The following is a 17,542-nucleotide window of genomic DNA, read 5'->3' as shown; positions in this document are numbered from 1 at the left end:
TAAATAGAAGTCATTATATGAATTAGAAATTATTTAAGTCAATTGGTCGCATTACACCAAACCATTTTATAACCTTTTCTCCAACACCTGGCACTTCGATATGAACAATATAAACACCACTAGCAACCGTAATATTAGCAGCATTTTTAATGTCCCAATCAACGTATTGAACATTAGGAGTAGCTTTAGAAAACGAACGAATTAGTGTTCCAGACAGGTTGTAAATTTTAATATTGGCAACGTCTGGAAGGTTTATAATTTTTACCACATTGTCTAATTGTCCTCGCTCATAAGCTGAATAAGCATAATAAGGATTAGGTACAACCTTAATTTGATTTAAGGCTTCTTTTTCATATGCAGAAGCTCCTACCGATGCACCAAGTCCATTGGTATTAAATTCATAAACAGGTCGACCTTCGTTCTGTAGAATTGTGTCCTTACCAGTCAACCCTTCTAAAGGAGTGTAAAAATTACTCAATGGTCGAGTCACATTAACCGTAATGGTTACATCTGTCGAAAGCAATTCTTGACCTTCTTTTAACATTGGAATAGCAACATAAGAACAACTTGACCATGCTAAATCTCTGAATAATGGAGTAGTAGATCTTAAATATTTAACAAAATATTCACCAGCATCATAACTAGGAGATCTTAAATTTGGAAAAATACTATAAAATAATTCTTCAGGCCTAGTCTTTCTGAACACATAGATGTAGTGTTTACCACCCCAAACAAGATTCTGTGCGTTCGCTATTCCAGAAGTTTCGGTCGTTGTTGGGTTCCATAACATATCTGAACCATTGTCGCCACCATACCAACTATCTTCTCCAAATGCCATATTCAATCGCTCACCTGTTTCAATGTTTACAGCATACCCAGGGAACCATCCCATACCAGTTGGACTGATGTAGTTTGGATCATTTGGGTTACTCGAAATTGTATCACCTGGGTTTGCAAAATTACCATCTTTATCAACAGATGGAGAAGCTCTTAACTCATGTCTTGCAGCACCACCTTGAGCTTTCTGTGATTCCTCTTGCATTTCAATAACGGCACACCTCGTCCATTTTGACTTGTCTTTAGTAAATACAATAGATATTGAACTCAAGAAGTTTAGTTCGTTGTAATCATTAACACTTGCTAATGAGGCTGCAGGGGCATTGTATACAATTCCATCAACAGCATTTCCTTTTCGATATTGAGTTAGTGTATAGGGAGCTATTATACCTTCTAAAATACTTTCATAATCCTCATTTGGATCAGCAAATGAACTTGAGTTTAATCTCAATTTATCATTGAAAAATCTATTAAAGACCGGATCAGTACTGGAAGCTGCAATCTGTCCAGAAAGTATCCAGTTGTAAAAAGTATATCCATCTTGGTCTTGAATTCCACCTAACCATTCCTTACCAGGTTCATCATAAGTAATACTAGCAGCTATGTAACCATTAGCATTACTATTCACCAAAGCAGGATCTCCAGGGTTGGAACCATAAAACATAGATACAGAAAATCCCCATTTGGTCAATTGCTCGTTATTAATTTTTAAAGTGTTATCAGAAGTAATAGATTCTGAAAAATCTGATTTATAAAGCACCCAAGATGATTCAGGTTTTACTAACGTATCTGTAGAATCAGGTCGATTAACTTTCAGGTAATACTTCCCATCAATTACATCTAATGGATCAGTAATCTTCACTTCAATCGGCGATTTCCCTAATTTATAATTAAGCGTATCAGGATAATTACCGTTTGTAGTTGAACCAATTCTATCCAAAGTAGATTTTGTTAACTCTATTTCATAATTTCCATTACCTCCACCTTGTAATCTAGTTACTGGGATTAAATCGCCATATTTTGAATTAGCAACACTTCCTCCATTTTCACTAAAAGGCTTATGAGGTATAGCCGATACAGAAAGTATTGAACCTCCTCTACCATTTAATCTACTTGCTAGGTATGGCTTTATCTGACCAGTATAATCAGCTCCAAAATAGTCACCTGGAGTTGGTGCTACATCTTGTGCATAAGGCTTAAACTGATTATAACCGTAAGCTATCGCAATAAAGTAATAGGTCTTAAAATTCACTAACCGATTGTCTCCTGAAGCAAATAAATCAGTTGTTACTTGGAAACTATGCTTAATTCCTTCATTTCGAACCTCAGTTTCTACGATTGGAATATTCGCTTTTATTTCTTCATTATACTCATAGTTAACTATTGTTGTAATATCATCTTTAATATCAACCTGATAAATTAATCGTGCTTTACTATCATCTTTAATATCCCCAACAGAAACATCAACATCTTTCAATTGATAAATCTTATAGCCTTGGAATCTGTATTTATTATCATAAAACAATTGTTTGTCAATCATTTCTTGTGGTGTAATAATATTTGGATCCTCTTCCACATATTGTTCTTTATAGTTATTTGAGGTAACCGAATTAGATAAATACAAAATAATCTCTCTATCCAATTCTTGAACATTCACATCCGGTGCATGTGGTCCATTTAGAACTTTAAAGCAATTGTCAAACAGAATTTGAGCCTTATCATCTGCGTCAAACAGTTTTTGCACAGATGCCAAACGACCTCCAGAAAGTGCTCTAGCAAATACAACACCAACAGTGATGTCATTTACATTACCAGGCTCTAAGGTAAATGGTCCTGCAGATTGCAAGAACCTTCTATCACCTACGTTGTTAGGCCCTCCGCCATTTGCGGTATTCTCGGTCCAATTAGTATTATTTACGGGAACACCACCAGTTCCCCATAATAATGGATCTGAATCACCAGGAAACATAAAATCGGTAGGAATACCCTCTACTCCAGGGCCTCTAAATCCATTTCCTCCATGACTCATACGTTGACCATTCTTCCAAATACCTCTTAAATAGTTGTAATAATGAGCAGAAGCAGAAGGATCACCGTTATCACCACTTCCTAAAGTATAAAAAACAAACCGTCTCATACCAAAACGTTCATTATCCGGAATAGTATCCGGAAACTGATCGTTTGGATTGAAGTATCCTAGACCATTTAATGCTTCTCCAGGACCAGTTCCATAGTTGTTATTCAATCCATCTTCATCTTGATAAGGTCCTTCAAAATAATCAATTCCAATGGCAGGAGGATTTGATCCATACCCATTTTGACCACCAGCTGTTTCATCGTCTTCGTCACCATTGTAACAAAATCCCAAACCTCTGTTTACATCACAACCAACATAATCATCAGCAGCATAACCTAAATCCGGGTCAACCCAGCTACCAAAATAAGTATTGGTTAATGTAAAAGTCGATCTATTGATTAGTTCATAGTTATAAAATGTCATAGAGTTAATCTCGTCATTTGTTGAGAAAGCAAATGCTTGTGCATGGACTTCCATACCGATTCCAGGAGCCATAGATTCAGTATGAATACTTCCTTTATCGTTAAATACCCACCATATAGTATAATCACCAAACAAGGGTCTACTTGAAGTTAAACTTCTACTTTCACGTTGAGCTCTACAATCAACCTGTCCATTTAAGTCATAGTATGGGTAATCACCAGATGCTTCTGGCTCATAACGTTTGTTACCATCTACATCAACAAAAGGAGCAAGTCGAACAGATTGACCTAATCTAGGCTCCCCATTTCCAGGCCATATTTTAATCGATTGAGGAATTGTATAACCCCTAAATGCTTCGTCATCCTTAGGATCAGGTGTAGCAAGTGCATTCCAATAAGCTACAAATTCTGTAACAGAAGACCTGGTTAATGTGTCAAAACGATCATATTCATCACACGTGGCAGGAGAAATTTCGGCATTTCCAATGGTATCTAATGGTCCCGTCCAGAAATCATTTCCATTACCAAAGGTAGAAACGGCAGCTTTCAACTGACCATTAACATCAGTCCCTCCTAACCATAAACCTCCAGAATATAAAGCATAAGTCCCAGATGAAGCAGGCACTTCGTATCCTGCTACACCATTCGCTCTATTTTGCCATAATAACCCGTTTGATAAAATAGGGGTAGTCACATTGTTGTACCTCAAGGAAATTACTTTCTTTGAAGGAGTACAGTTTGCAGCTAAGCCAGGTGTCTGATTTACATTTTGAGTATTACTATTGGACTTTTGTCCCTCTGGCTTATACTCCTTAGCAAATGCTGAAGTAGAAATCAAGATGGAAACTAATCCAAATCCTATATTTTTAATAATCTTTTTCATAATTCGTATATTATTAATCCAATTAGAAGTCTTCTATATGTTAAAAGCTGAGAGAGATACCTAATCTTATTCTACGAGGCAGTTCATAGTAGTCAGGATCTTTAAGCTTAATGTTATATTGGGTTTTAAATGATTCGGGATCTGTAGATTCAGAAATTAAGTTTGCAGAAAGCGTTGATGCTAGGAAACCATCGTTCTCAGCATTTCCAGTATACCCGTAAACCCTACTAACATTACTTCTATCAAGAACATTAAGAATCTGAACATATACGTTCAGGTTAGAAGTTTTTGCTTTCTGACTTTCAGACTCTGACTTCCACGTGATCATAAAGTCTTTGTCAATTCTAGCATCTAATCTGTAAACAAACGGTAATCTTCTACCATTTACATCACCTACGACATTTGAATTACCACCGCCAGAGAATAATTGTGTCCCTGTAGCTACATTTCTTCCTGTATAAGGAGTACCTGAACCCGCAATTGCGGTTAAGTTAACGCCAAAATTCTCTAAAATAGGTGTACCATTAATTACCGGTCCGTTATAATTTTTCCCTGAGCCATATCTATAGTCAATTGCTGTTGTAATTGCATGACGTTGATCGTAAGTATATGGCAAAATAGTTCTCAAATTTGGTTGACCGCTATTAATAAGGTTAAAGGCGGAAGTAGAACCAGAACCTGTACCATTTGCAAATTGAATGGTGTAACTCGCTCTAAACTTCAAATTCCTTGTTCGTCTGAAATCATATGACAATGTAGCACCCTTAACAGTACCAAAATCAATGTTCGCATAGGTCTTATAGTCATTTGGATAAGCACCGACTAGATTTCTAACTTGTATCATATCTCGCTGTTCTCTGTAGAAAGCAGAAATGGTCAATGCTGAATTTTTATTTAGTGCCTGTTTAAAGCCTAGCTCGTAGTTAATTGTTTTCTCTGGCTTCAAATTTGGATTGTTTGTAATAGTACCAGAATTAATACTATTTAAATATAAATAGTTGATTAACTCCAATTCATTACCAGATGTTGGTCGTTGTGTTAAGATGTCATAATTAGCAAAGAAAGTAGCTTCATCTGAAATTGGAAAAGAAAATGAGATTCTAGGCATTACGTTTACCTGAGGTGTATAATCTTCAAATGAATTTTCTTTTAAAGCTTCTGTTTGACTTTCTCCAAATGTATTACCATCTTCCAACCAAGGAGCAATACCATTAACAGAGTAAATTGATTTTGGATCATTAATCTTCACACCATTGGCGTTGTAAAATTCATCTCCTTGTCTATAACCAGTTATGTTTTCTATTTGAGGATTGTTACCATCAGAAGTATACACAACAAAATCATCTCCTATATTCGCAGGGATCTTATCCCCATCTTCTAATGAACGAATTGACCCTGCAGTTCTTATTGGTATCAATGAATACTGATCCTTGAGAACCGGCTGATTAGCATCAAAACGATCTACCCTAAATCCTACCCTTAAAATTAAGTCATCAAATTTAAATTTATCTTGAATAAAACCTGCGACATAAATAGGTTGATATGGAGCAATTAATCTAGTTTTATAAGGATTTCCATCCAATACTTCAGTTTCATTAAAGAAATCGTTTAATGTGGTCTTGTTACTAACCTTGTCTCCATAAGCATCGTATCCATAGTAAGTCATACCAGTATTCTTGGAAGGATCAATCAATTCGTCTGCTCCAAACCACTTAATGTCATAGGTATTGATGTCATAAGAATCGAAGTCAACAAAATCTTTACCACTAGGAGATAAACCTAAAGCATTTCGCATATTAATAGCGGAAGCTGTTCTACTGTCTGCATTGTATTTTCGCTCATACGTAATACGTGGGAAATCTGGAAACGAATTATCTACCACATAGTTAACTGAATCTATCTGAGTAATATGCTCATTAACAGCGCTTCTACCAAGACCCCATAAACTATTCGGATTAAACCTGTACTCTCTCTCAATACGTTGCTCGTATTCAAAACCTACTAGTATTTCGTGATTTTTAATCTCCGCAGATCCGTAACCAGAAACTCTAAACTGGTCGCGTTCAGTCTTTCTATAGTTACTTTCAACATCACCGGGTGCACTCCACATGTTGTAAATATTATTTGGCATTCTACCATTAGATAACCCACCGCTTCCAACAAGATTTATTACCGTATTAATGCTATCGCCATAATATTCATAGGCATTCACATTGTAGTTTGACAATAATGGATTTACATCACTTGGTGTAAATCTGTAAGCAATCGGTGAGGTAAAACCATTTAAAAAATACCCTTGGATAGTATCAACAGGATTTCTATTTGGACCGTCTGAATCATACATTACTACAGTAGATAATGGGCCAAATGAAGGCTCATATTCAGATTCAAATTTTCCTACGTAACCATAGTTAAAGAAATCATCTTGGTGATCTTCATTTTGGCGTACATAATTTGCCTTGGTATAATCCACTTGCACGCTAAAGAATGCATTTTTAATTAAAGATGCTGACTCAGATTCTTCCTCTGCAGTTGCGTTTTTGAAACTTTGCTGAAACCTAGCAAATGTTCTAAAGTCATTTCTAATTTCTTGTGGATTATTTTTCCAGTTATACAAGGAATAAGCATCATTTCCATTTCTTAAATCTAAGTTTCTTGTATTGTAGTCAAAAGATCCCCCTAAAGTAATTTTAGAGGTCTCAGAAGTATTAAAGTCCAATTTACCAGAGATGTTAATCCGTTTACGAGCAGTATTCTTTCGGAAACCAATCTTCTCAAAATCGTTACTATTTAAATATTCTGCATTATAGCCCACACCACCAAGATCTTGAAACCTAAATGGATTAGCCTCTAATTCCGCCAACTGGGCATCCTTTATTTTGTATATATCTTGGGTAGAGCCTAACGGATCTACGATTGAACTCAATTCAGTTGAAAGCAAATAACCTACTGGTGCAGACACCACTTTACCAGCCTCATCCTTCTTTGGAAAAAGTGGACCCCCAAAAGAAAACCCAACAAGATTGTACCCATAATTATCCAAACCGGTTACTTGATTTTCTCCAGTTTTAAAGCCTGAAGTTAAATATTCAACAGAACCAAAGGTTTGCTTAATTGCTTCTTTGGTAGTAATAATAGTCAAACCCCCGGTAACATCACCATACTGTGCAGGTACACCCCCGGTAATAACTGACACTTCCCCAATTGCTTCCTTCGGCAATGAAGTGGAACCAATTACTTTCACACCATCTATATAGGTATTGGATGAACCAGATCGCGATCCTCTAATATTCAAGTCATTCGAACCATCATCCTTAGAGTATACACCTCCAACCGTTTTAGCCACATCAGCAGCTGAACGAACAGCCATACTCTTAATATCTTCAGAACTAACCTTAGTTCCTGTTGCACCCTTATCAATTTCAACTAACGGCTCTTTATAAGAAAGAACAGTAACCTCTCCGATTTGTATACCAGGCTGAAGTTTCACATCTTGCTTTTTCAACTGATCAGAACTAATGATTACACCAGTGATCTTTTGAGTGGTGTAACCCACATATGAAATCAATAAATCATATGACCCAGGAGGTATAGGACGAAGGGAATATTTTCCATCAAAATCAGAGGATCCCGCTGATATCTGATTTCCTTTGTTCTCGATTACTACACTAGCAAATGGTAGTGGCTCACCCGTCTCCGAATCAGTAATTGTACCTTGAAGTGAACCCGTACCCACTTGTGAATACCCATAAGAAAAGGCACCAGCCACCAAGGCAAGTGCAAAGAATAATTTTCTTAGCATAATATTGAATTTATGTTAAATCTATTGGTCTTAAAAAACTACAGTGCCGTAAAGATATACAATAAAGAAAAACATTTCAAAGTTTTCCGATGCATCTTTTTAGCATTTTTTAATACTTTCTGAAAGAACGATTGGAGATTGTCTCCTTTTATTTTCGAAACCAACGACTCAAGAAAGATTCCCTCCTATTGTCGTTAATTCTTTTTGACTTTTTTTTGCTTCGTTTCATCCGTTTTTGAACCTCTTTGGTTTGGATATCGATGTGTTTCTGTCTCCTCGCCTCTGCCTGTTCAACAGATTTTTCTTTTTTAATTTCTTCTTGCTTTTTAAGTTGCTCTTGTCGTTTCTCAACGGTTCGATCCACTTTTTTAGCTTGTGCAGCGCTTGTCTGAGGTAAGACACACATCAAAACAAAAATGATGCTTGCGATTGCAAAAAAATATTTCTTTCTAGTTTTCATGGACATCTTTAATCCTATTTTTGTAGGAAACACTAATAAAAGTTGACAATGATATTAAAAAGTATTCGAATAACAATATTCTTTTTAACTCTTCTAACGATAGGTTGTAAAGACAATTCTTTAAATTCGAATATTCCGAATGTTGCGGTCAACATATATATATCTCTACAAGACCCTGAATTTATTGACCTAACAGTTCCATCAGGATCAGTTAATGTAACAGGTGGCTCTAGAGGAATAGTCGTCTATCGTGTAAATCAGGATGAATTTAAAGCCTATGATCGTCACTGCACTTATGCGCCAAGCAGCACCTGTGGCATCGTGGAAATGGAAAATTCAGGCGTTACCTTAAGAGACAATTGTTGTGGTTCTGTATTTTCAATATTCTCGGGATTTCCTAGTCAAGGTCCTGCAACCGTAAGATTAAAAGAATACACCACCTCCTTTGATGGAACATTTCTTAGAATTTACAATTAAAAAAAGGGTCAGTTGAAAGTTTCAACTGACCCTTTAAATTAAATAGATTTTCAACTAGTACCTGTAGTACTCTGGCTTATATGGCCCTTGAACTTCAACACCGATATAATCTGCTTGATCTTTTGAAAGCTCTTCTAGCTCTACACCAATCTTAGATAAATGCAAGAAAGCTACTTTTTCATCTAAATGTTTTGGCAACATGTATACTTTATTCTCGTAGTTTTTGCTGTTCTTCCACAACTCAATTTGAGCTAACGTTTGATTCGTAAAAGAATTAGACATTACAAATGATGGGTGGCCTGTAGCACATCCTAGGTTTACTAATCGACCTTGTGCCAATAAAATGATATCATTACCATTTACATTGTACAAATCAACTTGTGGCTTAATCTCATCTTTTGTATGTCCGAAATTTTTATCCAACCAGGCGACATCGATTTCATTATCAAAGTGACCAATATTACAAACGATCACTTTATCTTTCATTTTTTCGAAATGACTTCCGTTGATAATGTCTTTATTACCGGTTGCAGTTACTACGATGTCAACTTCTCCAACAACGCTATCCATTTTCTTAACAGCAAATCCGTCCATTGCAGCTTGTAAAGCACAAATAGGATCTACTTCAGTAACTATAACTCTTGCTCCTGCTCCTCTTAAAGATTGTGCAGAACCTTTACCTACATCACCGTAACCTGCAACAACTGCAACTTTACCTGCCATCATTACGTCAGTCGCTCTTCTTATGGAATCTACTAAAGATTCTTTACAACCGTATTTGTTATCAAATTTAGATTTAGTTACCGAATCGTTTACATTGATTGCTGGCATCACTAAAGTTCCATTCTTTTCTCTTTCATATAAACGGTGAACGCCGGTAGTTGTTTCTTCAGACAATCCTCTAATTGCATCCACTAATTCAGGATACTGGTCAAAAACCATATTGGTTAAATCTCCACCATCATCTAAAATCATGTTCAATGGATTTCTTTCTTCACCAAAAAATAATGTTTGTTCGATACACCAGTTAAACTCTTCCTCAGTTAAACCTTTCCATGCATATACTTGAATACCTGCAGCAGCTATAGCAGCAGCAGCATGATCCTGTGTTGAGAAAATATTACATGAAGACCAAGTAACCTCAGCTCCTAAAGCCACTAATGTTTCGATTAAAACAGCAGTTTGTATAGTCATGTGTAAACAACCAGCGATACGAGAACCTTTCAATGGTTGCTCTTTACCGTACTCTTCTCTCAAAGCCATTAAACCTGGCATTTCAGCTTCTGCTAATCTTATTTCCTTTCTACCCCAATCAGCTAAAGAAATATCTTTTACTTTGTAAGGCAAGAATTCTACTTTTGTATCACTCATTCTATTATTATTTTAATTTTAATGGAAGACAAAGTTCCTAATTAATTTCTTGAAATTCAAGAGCACCAAAATAACAATCCAAAATGGCTTTAGTTCATTCTTTTTCACCACAAAAAAATAGCCTCATTGGATATTGGAGATTTGAAGAGACAATTGATGAACTCATTGCTCAATTAGAGGCCCTCCATTTTAACTTAGAAAAGTTCTACCTTATTAATAGCACTAATCGAAAAATAGAATGGCTATCGACTCGATTACTTTTGAACGCACTTCTACCTCAACAAACATGCGACATCTATTACAATGAATTCGGGAAACCTCATTTATCAACCATAGACAAATTTGTCTCTATTTCGCACTCCAAAGGAATGTGTGCAATGTATATTGGAAATCAAACAAATGGAATTGATTTACAGATTAAAAATAACAGCATTGCAACAATCGCTCACAAATACCTCGATGATAGTGAACTAAGATTTATTAAGACTGAATTAGAAGACTACCATATACTGTGGTGTGCAAAGGAAGCTGTATTTAAAGCATACGGAAGAAAAAAAATATTCTTAAAGGAAAATATTTTTGTTCAAACAATCAATAAGTCCGAAAACAAAGTGATTGCTAAATTAGTTGACGGGAATTTCATGCAGAACTATACCTTAAAATACCTATATTTCGAAAACTATTATCTAGTTTATACCATGAATGATTAATATTGCATTGAAATTCACTTTATGAATCAAGGAGAAGTATATAACACCATTATTCAAAAAACTACCAAGAAGAAGAAGCAGTTGGCGGTTCTTATAGACCCAGACAAGTCAACTTCTAAAAGTTTATTGAAGCTGATTCAATTGTCGAATGATCTGGATGTGGACTATTTTTTCGTTGGTGGAAGTCTACTAACAGGCGGAGATTTAGACAAGACTATAGGATTTATCAAAAATAATTCAGCAATACCTGTCATCCTTTTCCCAGGCCATCAATCTCAAATTAATCCGAAAGCAGACGCATTACTTCTACTTTCATTAGTTTCTAGCAGAAACCCTGATATGTTAATTGGACAGCATGTGACTGCTGCACCTTATCTGAGACAATCTAATTTAGAAATTTTATCAACGGCTTATTTATTAATTGATGGAGGAAAAATTACCACTGCTTCCTACATCAGTAATTCAATGCCTATCCCTGCGGACAAATCTGAAATTGCAGCAAGTACAGCGATGGCAGCAGAAATGTTGGGAATGAAGTTGACCTATTTAGATGCAGGCAGTGGAGCGAATTCTCCAGTTCCTACGGAAATGATTCAAGCGGTAAAAGCAAACACCAACACTCCTTTAATTATAGGCGGTGGATTAACCACTACAAAAAAGGCTGTAGACGCATTGAAAGCAGGAGCTGATATTGTGGTAGTTGGCAATGCATTGGAAAAAACCCCAACATTATTGAACGATATTGCTTTAGGAATAAGCAAACTCAATCAGTGATTCAACTAATTTATACTCCCCCATCTATACATTAGAAAAGCGAAAAGAACTAACTAACAAACATGTCCATTTTCGAGAATTTCCTTTCTGAAGTTTCAAACTTTTCTACCTTAGAAATTATAGGTGTTGTCACATCTCTACTTTACATTTATTTTGCTACGAAAGAGAACAAGGTTTGTTTTTTATTCGGACTAATTAGCTCGACAATATATGTTTATATCTGTTTCAGCTACCAACTCTACTTTGACACGATCATCAACCTATATTATATCATCATGTCCTTTGTAGGTTGGGCCCTGTGGACTTCAAACAAAAACAAAATAGAAGAAAAGGTAAAATCAATTCCCAACAAAACCTTCTTGAGGTATTCTATAATTGGTGGAATGGCAACCTTGCTATTTGGCACCATTGCCTCTAACTATTCTGATGCTTCACTCCCATTTATAGATAGTTTCACTACTATTTTTGCAATCATTGCCACTGTCATGGTAGTAAAAAAACAAATTGAGAATTGGCTCATTTGGATCATCGTGGATGGAGTCGGAATTGGCATGTATTTCTACAAAGAACTTTACTTCACTTCTTTTCTTTTCTTGATTTATACTATTATTGCTTTTCGAGGGTATCAAAAATGGAAAACACAACTGATTTAAAGATTGCAATTCTAGGTCCTGAATCAACAGGTAAATCTGAACTTGCCAAAGCGCTTGCTCAGCACTTTGGTGTTGCTTTCATTCCTGAGTATGCCAGAGTATACTTATCTGATTCCAATCACTACGACTCTTCGGATGTTCTCAATATTGCAAAGAAACAGTTGGAATTGATTCAAAATCAAAAACAACGACCACTCATTGCAGATACTGAGTTAATCGTCACTAAAATTTGGCAACTCTTTAAATACGGTCAAGTCGACTCCTGGATTGAAGAAAATATCGCCAATCAGGAATTTGATTTATACCTACTCATGAACACCGACCTAGAATGGACTTCAGATGAATTGCGCGAAAACCCTTCGTTGGATGAGCGCAAAGAACTATTTGATTTATACAAGAAAGAACTTCAACAACGCAACTTCAACTATTCCATAATCAGTGGAGAAGGAAATACTAGATTATCTAATGCACTTTTAGCGATTAATACCGATTGCTTTATAAAATGTCGCATACGTCGTACCTAGTATACTCGTTTTATAATAGCTCGGCATTTACCATTTCAACAAACACAAAACATTGAACGTATAATGTGCTTACAACTAAATTATTAGATCTAACAATACATTAAATTGGTATAAAAACTTTAGCTAGAACTAGCTTCTTCAAATAAACTTTCTAATTTTGCATCGTCTCGATTGGGGTGCCCAGTTCCGCAAGGAAATAAGTTAGGGCTGAGATTATACCCTTTGAACCTGATACCGGTAATGCGGGCGCAGGGATTTGAAACAAACACACACATGATTGGCCATAATTGTGTGCGTTCTATTTCTATCAAGGGTTACTTATAAATTTTTTATTGCATTGCCTCCCAGGGGAATGCTGAAACTTATTAGTAATACTTAAACAAAATGAAAAAAATGTACTGGTCATTAGTGATGCTATTTCCAAGCATATTAATGGCACAATTGAATGTCACTGGAATCGTTAAAAATTCCACAACGAACGAGCCATTGCCAGGAGCAACCGTTCGAATTGAAAACAGCTACAAAGCGACTGCCACAGATCTTGCAGGAAACTTTGCTCTACAAAATCTAAAGCAAAAAGAATACGCTATATTAATTAGCTACTTAGGTTATGAAACACAAGAAATTGTTTTCAACTTAGCCAAAGACACCGCTTTAACCATCACACTGAATGAGACTGCTTTTCTTCAGGAAGAAGTTGTGGTTTCGTCCACTAGAGCGAAGGTTAACTCAGCTACAACTTTCACGGAATTAAACAAGGAAGACATTGAGAAAAACAATTTAGGTCAAGATTTACCTATTTTATTGAATCAAACTCCTTCTATCGTAACCACTTCAGATGCAGGAGCTGGTGTTGGATATACTGGCCTACGTATTCGAGGTAGCGATGGTACTCGAATCAATGTGACTGTCAATGGAATTCCAATGAATGATGCAGAGTCTCACGGAGTATTTTGGGTAAATATGCCAGATTTAGCTTCTTCTACTGAGAGTATTCAGATTCAGCGAGGGGTAGGAACTTCAACCAATGGAGCAGCAGCTTTTGGTGCGAGTATAAACATGCAAACGACTACCTTAAAGCCGAAAGCGTATGGTGAAATCGCCAATTCATTTGGATCTTTCAACACGTTTAAGCACAGTGTTCAGATGGGTTCTGGATTAATCGATGACAAATTCTCATTTGAAGGTCGATTGTCTAAAATTCGTTCAGATGGTTACATCGATAGAGCGAGTTCTGATTTGCAATCGTATTACTTATCGGGTGCTTATTATGGAAAGAAAACGATCGTGAAAGCCATCGCCTTTGGAGGAAAAGAAAAAACGTACCAATCGTGGTATGGAACACCTCAATCTCGAATAGAAAATAATATAGATAACATGTTAACCCATGCTTCCAACGAAGGTTATTCTCAAGAAAGAATCGATAATTTGTTGAATTCAGGAAGAACATACAACAAATATTTGTACGACAATCAAACTGACAATTACAATCAAGACCATTATCAATTGTTGATCTCAAGAGAGCTTCATTCTAAGTTAAATGCGAATCTTAATTTCCACTACACTCGCGGATTAGGTTATTACGAAGAATTCAAAGATGACGAAGATTTTGTAGACTATGGATTACAAGATGCTGTGGTAGGCGCAGACACTGTAACTTCTACAGATTTGATTAGAAGAAGATGGTTAGACAATCACTTCGGGGGATTGACTTATAGCTTAATCTACGATGCTACTGACAAATTAAATTTAACCCTTGGTGGTGGATTTAATAAGTATGAAGGTGGACATTATGGAGAAATAATCTGGGCAGGAGTTGCAACCAACAGCTCTATTCGAGAGCGTTATTATGACAACGTTGGTAAGAAATCAGACTTCAACAGTTACTTAAAAGCAGAATATAAATTCACAGACCAATTGACTGTTTTTGGAGATATCCAAGTTCGATTGATTGACTACAGCACTTATGGAATTGACAACGATCAACGCCCAATTGATGTAGAAGAAAACTTCCAGTTTATCAACCCAAAAGCGGGATTGAACTACCAATTCAATGACATTACGTCTACTTATGTTTCATATTCTGTGAGCAATAGAGAGCCGGTAAGAGGTGACTTTATTGACGCTAAAGTTGGAGAAAAACCAAAGCATGAACAGCTAAACAACATTGAGTTGGGCTACCGTGTAAATACGGAAGACTTTTTCGTTCACACCAACTTTTTCCATATGGATTATAAGAACCAATTGGTGCTAACAGGTGCATTGAACGATGTTGGCTCTTCAATCAGACAGAACGTAAAAGAAAGTTACCGAACAGGTATTGAAGTAGTCGTTGGGATGAAGTTGAGCCAAAAAGTAACTTGGAATGGAAATGTAACGTTCAGTAAAAACAAGATTAAAAGTTTCGAAGACAATGTTGCAGACTACCTAACCGGAGAAACCATAGTTACTCCAATTGAAGATGCAGACATTTCATTTTCTCCAAATATGATCGCAGGTTCTGAGTTACAATACGAGCCAATAAAGAACCTTAAGATTGCTTTATTGAGTAAATATGTGGGTCGTCAGTTTTTAGACAACACTTCTAACCCTGATCGAGTGATCAAAGAATACTTTGTAAATGACATTCGATTGAGTTACAGCTTGAAGAATGTATTGTTCAAAGAAATGAACTTTAGTTTATTAGTGAACAATGTATTGGCTGTAAAATACAGTTCAAATGGATATACCTACTCTTACGCTTATGGTGATGTAATCACTGAAAATTTCTACTACCCTCAAGCAGGAATTAATTTCTTAGGTGGTGTGACCTTGAAATTTTAAGATTTAAAAACCTACTATGTAATTACGTCGGGAGATTTTCTTCCGGCGTTTTTTTATAAACACTATTTAAATTTCACTCCTACGGAGCTTGGTTTTTTTACGTGAATAGTTCCAACGGCTCTACTTCTTTATCAACTTCCCACTTGCGTAATTGCCTTTTTGATCGGTTAGATGATAAATAAAAGTTCCTGAATTAAGATTGACGGTATTTATCGTTTCATCGCTTGTAGACAACTTACTCTCCAGCACTTTCTTTCCTGAAATATCAAACAACTCCAGATTGTAATTTCTCAACTGATTAACTTGACGAAAGTGCACCTCATCACCAACAGGATTGGGATAAAAAATAAAATCGTTTTTTGGGATTTGTTGATCAGCAATTCCTGTTGTTTGATAATTGCCATTGCTGTCTACTTTAACTATCCAAACATCTTGCTCAAAACCATCAGGCCCAGCAGGATCATAAGAAGAACCGAACATAATGGCTCCGCCATCAGAAGTGGCCAACACTTTATACATAAACAAATAAGTATTGTTGCTGTAATAACGGGTCCATATTTCATTACCCATTAAATCAGCCTTAGTCAGCATAAATAAGGTAGTATCTTGTCCATATCCTCCGAATGTAACTACAAAATTTTCTGTTCCGCCAACAAATACATAAGGAAGGGTATCATATCTGGATAAATTACGATTTGCTTCTACCGCGTTAGAATCAGGTAAGCCATAAAAATTAAGGGATAGCTCATTGTAATTGGTATCCATTAAAATTGCAGCTAAATCTTCTGCATTTTGCATTGAAGTACCTCTGGGGTTTCCTGCTCTTGAAGCAACCATGAATTTTTCTTCGTCGATTTTAGCTAAGGAAGCATTAAATGAAAACATCCGATAGCCAGGAGTATAATGTGAATGTGAAATATCAAAAGCAGTATCCACTTGAAAATTGTGATCTAATTGTATTATTTCTGCAGAACTACCCCAAGAAACAGGGGATCCCGCATAAGTACCAATTGCAGTAACTATGTATTTATTGTTGAGTTGAATGATGTCAAAGACATTTTCATAACCAGGACTTTGTGGATCTGATAAATTGACAAACTTATTCATTGATGTATCGAGCATATTCACCACCCATAATCCCGCATTTGGAAATGGTGTACTATCATAAAAATATCCCAATGCAACAAAAATGGAATCATCCAATTGCCTAAAATGCTCTGCAAAAAACTGCTTATTCCCATCTTTCAATTGTATAATTCTATTAAATCCTAAGCTATCTATTAATATCACACAGGTGGAATCCCCTTTTCTAACTCCCGAATGAGTCATCAGTTCGTAGTTTTTCCAATTAATAATTCCTGTAAACATTGAACTCAGATCATTGGAATATAAACTATCCGAGATAAATGTACCAGACTTAGAAATCTTTAGGCGATAAGGGACTACTGTATTATTGATTCTTTGACGACCAACAAAATCATAACTGTTGGCATTCTCGAAAACGTCAACAAGAGTTTGTTCAGTGGAATTGTTCAAATAAAAATCGAACTGCTGTGAAAAAACCCCAATGCTAAAAAGCATTGAGGTGATTGTGAATATCAGGTGTTTCATAGGTTGGTTATTACATTGTATCAATCTGCAAAAGAACGAGGTAATTACTTAAATATTACACTTATTTATATCAATTGATTATTCTATAACTAGACTTTTTCTAACTAAAATGTCACCC

Annotated in this window: 11 protein-coding genes and 1 riboswitch; of the genes, 6 read left to right on the top strand and 5 right to left on the bottom strand. The window is 36.0% G+C overall.

Annotation, left to right across the window (positions count from 1 at the left end):
- Nucleotides 1–22 precede the first annotated feature (22 nt).
- From ACTB0X_RS08005 to ACTB0X_RS07995, 3 genes are all read right to left on the bottom strand, one after another.
- The gene (locus ACTB0X_RS08005) at nucleotides 23–4,219 is read right to left on the bottom strand and encodes a T9SS type A sorting domain-containing protein (protein ID WP_463024478.1); all 4,197 of its coding nucleotides are present in this window, start codon (nucleotides 4,217–4,219) and stop codon (nucleotides 23–25) included.
- Nucleotides 4,220–4,259: 40 nt separating this feature from the next.
- Entirely contained in the window at nucleotides 4,260–8,021 is a 3,762-nt protein-coding gene (locus ACTB0X_RS08000) for a TonB-dependent receptor domain-containing protein (RefSeq protein ID WP_463024477.1), read from the bottom strand.
- 148 nt (nucleotides 8,022–8,169) lie between these two features.
- Nucleotides 8,170–8,481: a hypothetical protein gene (locus tag ACTB0X_RS07995; RefSeq protein ID WP_463024476.1), complete on the bottom strand. Its 312-nt coding sequence runs from the start codon at nucleotides 8,479–8,481 to the stop codon at nucleotides 8,170–8,172.
- Nucleotides 8,482–8,529: 48 nt separating this feature from the next.
- On the opposite strand from ACTB0X_RS07995, the gene ACTB0X_RS07990 reads away from it, so the two are divergent.
- Complete coding sequence (locus ACTB0X_RS07990; RefSeq protein ID WP_463024475.1) at nucleotides 8,530–8,958, top strand: Rieske (2Fe-2S) protein; 429 nt, start codon at nucleotides 8,530–8,532, stop codon at nucleotides 8,956–8,958.
- A 54-nt stretch (nucleotides 8,959–9,012) separates the two neighbouring features.
- Here the strand turns inward: ACTB0X_RS07990 and ahcY are convergent, their stop codons facing one another.
- Nucleotides 9,013–10,329: an adenosylhomocysteinase gene (gene ahcY, locus ACTB0X_RS07985; protein WP_463024474.1), complete on the bottom strand. Its 1,317-nt coding sequence runs from the start codon at nucleotides 10,327–10,329 to the stop codon at nucleotides 9,013–9,015.
- 83 nt (nucleotides 10,330–10,412) lie between these two features.
- Here ahcY and ACTB0X_RS07980 point away from each other — a divergent pair, with 83 nt between their 5' ends.
- The 5 genes from ACTB0X_RS07980 to ACTB0X_RS07960 all read left to right on the top strand — a co-directional run bounded on the left by ACTB0X_RS07980 (nucleotide 10,413) and on the right by ACTB0X_RS07960 (nucleotide 15,813).
- Nucleotides 10,413–11,039 carry a 4'-phosphopantetheinyl transferase family protein gene (locus ACTB0X_RS07980; protein ID WP_463024473.1) on the top strand — a complete coding sequence of 209 codons (627 nt, stop codon included), beginning with the start codon at nucleotides 10,413–10,415 and terminating at the stop codon, nucleotides 11,037–11,039.
- A 21-nt stretch (nucleotides 11,040–11,060) separates the two neighbouring features.
- On the top strand, nucleotides 11,061–11,813 hold the full coding sequence (locus ACTB0X_RS07975; RefSeq protein WP_463024472.1) for a phosphoglycerol geranylgeranyltransferase: 753 nt from the start codon (nucleotides 11,061–11,063) through the stop codon (nucleotides 11,811–11,813).
- A gap of 62 nt (nucleotides 11,814–11,875) precedes the next feature.
- Entirely contained in the window at nucleotides 11,876–12,466 is a 591-nt protein-coding gene (pnuC, locus tag ACTB0X_RS07970; RefSeq protein ID WP_463024471.1) for a nicotinamide riboside transporter PnuC, read from the top strand.
- Nucleotides 12,445–12,990 carry an AAA family ATPase gene (locus tag ACTB0X_RS07965; protein WP_463024470.1) on the top strand — a complete coding sequence of 182 codons (546 nt, stop codon included), beginning with the start codon at nucleotides 12,445–12,447 and terminating at the stop codon, nucleotides 12,988–12,990. The genes pnuC and ACTB0X_RS07965 overlap by 22 nt, the downstream gene beginning before the upstream one ends.
- A 162-nt stretch (nucleotides 12,991–13,152) precedes the next feature.
- Nucleotides 13,153–13,262, top strand: a riboswitch (TPP riboswitch).
- Between the two features lie 112 nt (nucleotides 13,263–13,374).
- A complete protein-coding gene (locus tag ACTB0X_RS07960; protein ID WP_463024469.1) occupies nucleotides 13,375–15,813 on the top strand; it encodes a TonB-dependent receptor in 2,439 nt (812 codons plus the stop codon).
- Nucleotides 15,814–15,933: 120 nt separating this feature from the next.
- Here the strand turns inward: ACTB0X_RS07960 and ACTB0X_RS07955 are convergent, their stop codons facing one another.
- Entirely contained in the window at nucleotides 15,934–17,424 is a 1,491-nt protein-coding gene (locus tag ACTB0X_RS07955) for a T9SS type A sorting domain-containing protein (protein ID WP_463024468.1), read from the bottom strand.
- Nucleotides 17,425–17,542 lie beyond the last annotated feature (118 nt).

It is taken from the genome of Acidiluteibacter sp. (genome assembly GCF_055129545.1).
Note: the sequence above shows the minus strand (reverse complement) of the source record. Positions and strands in the feature narration are given on the sequence as shown.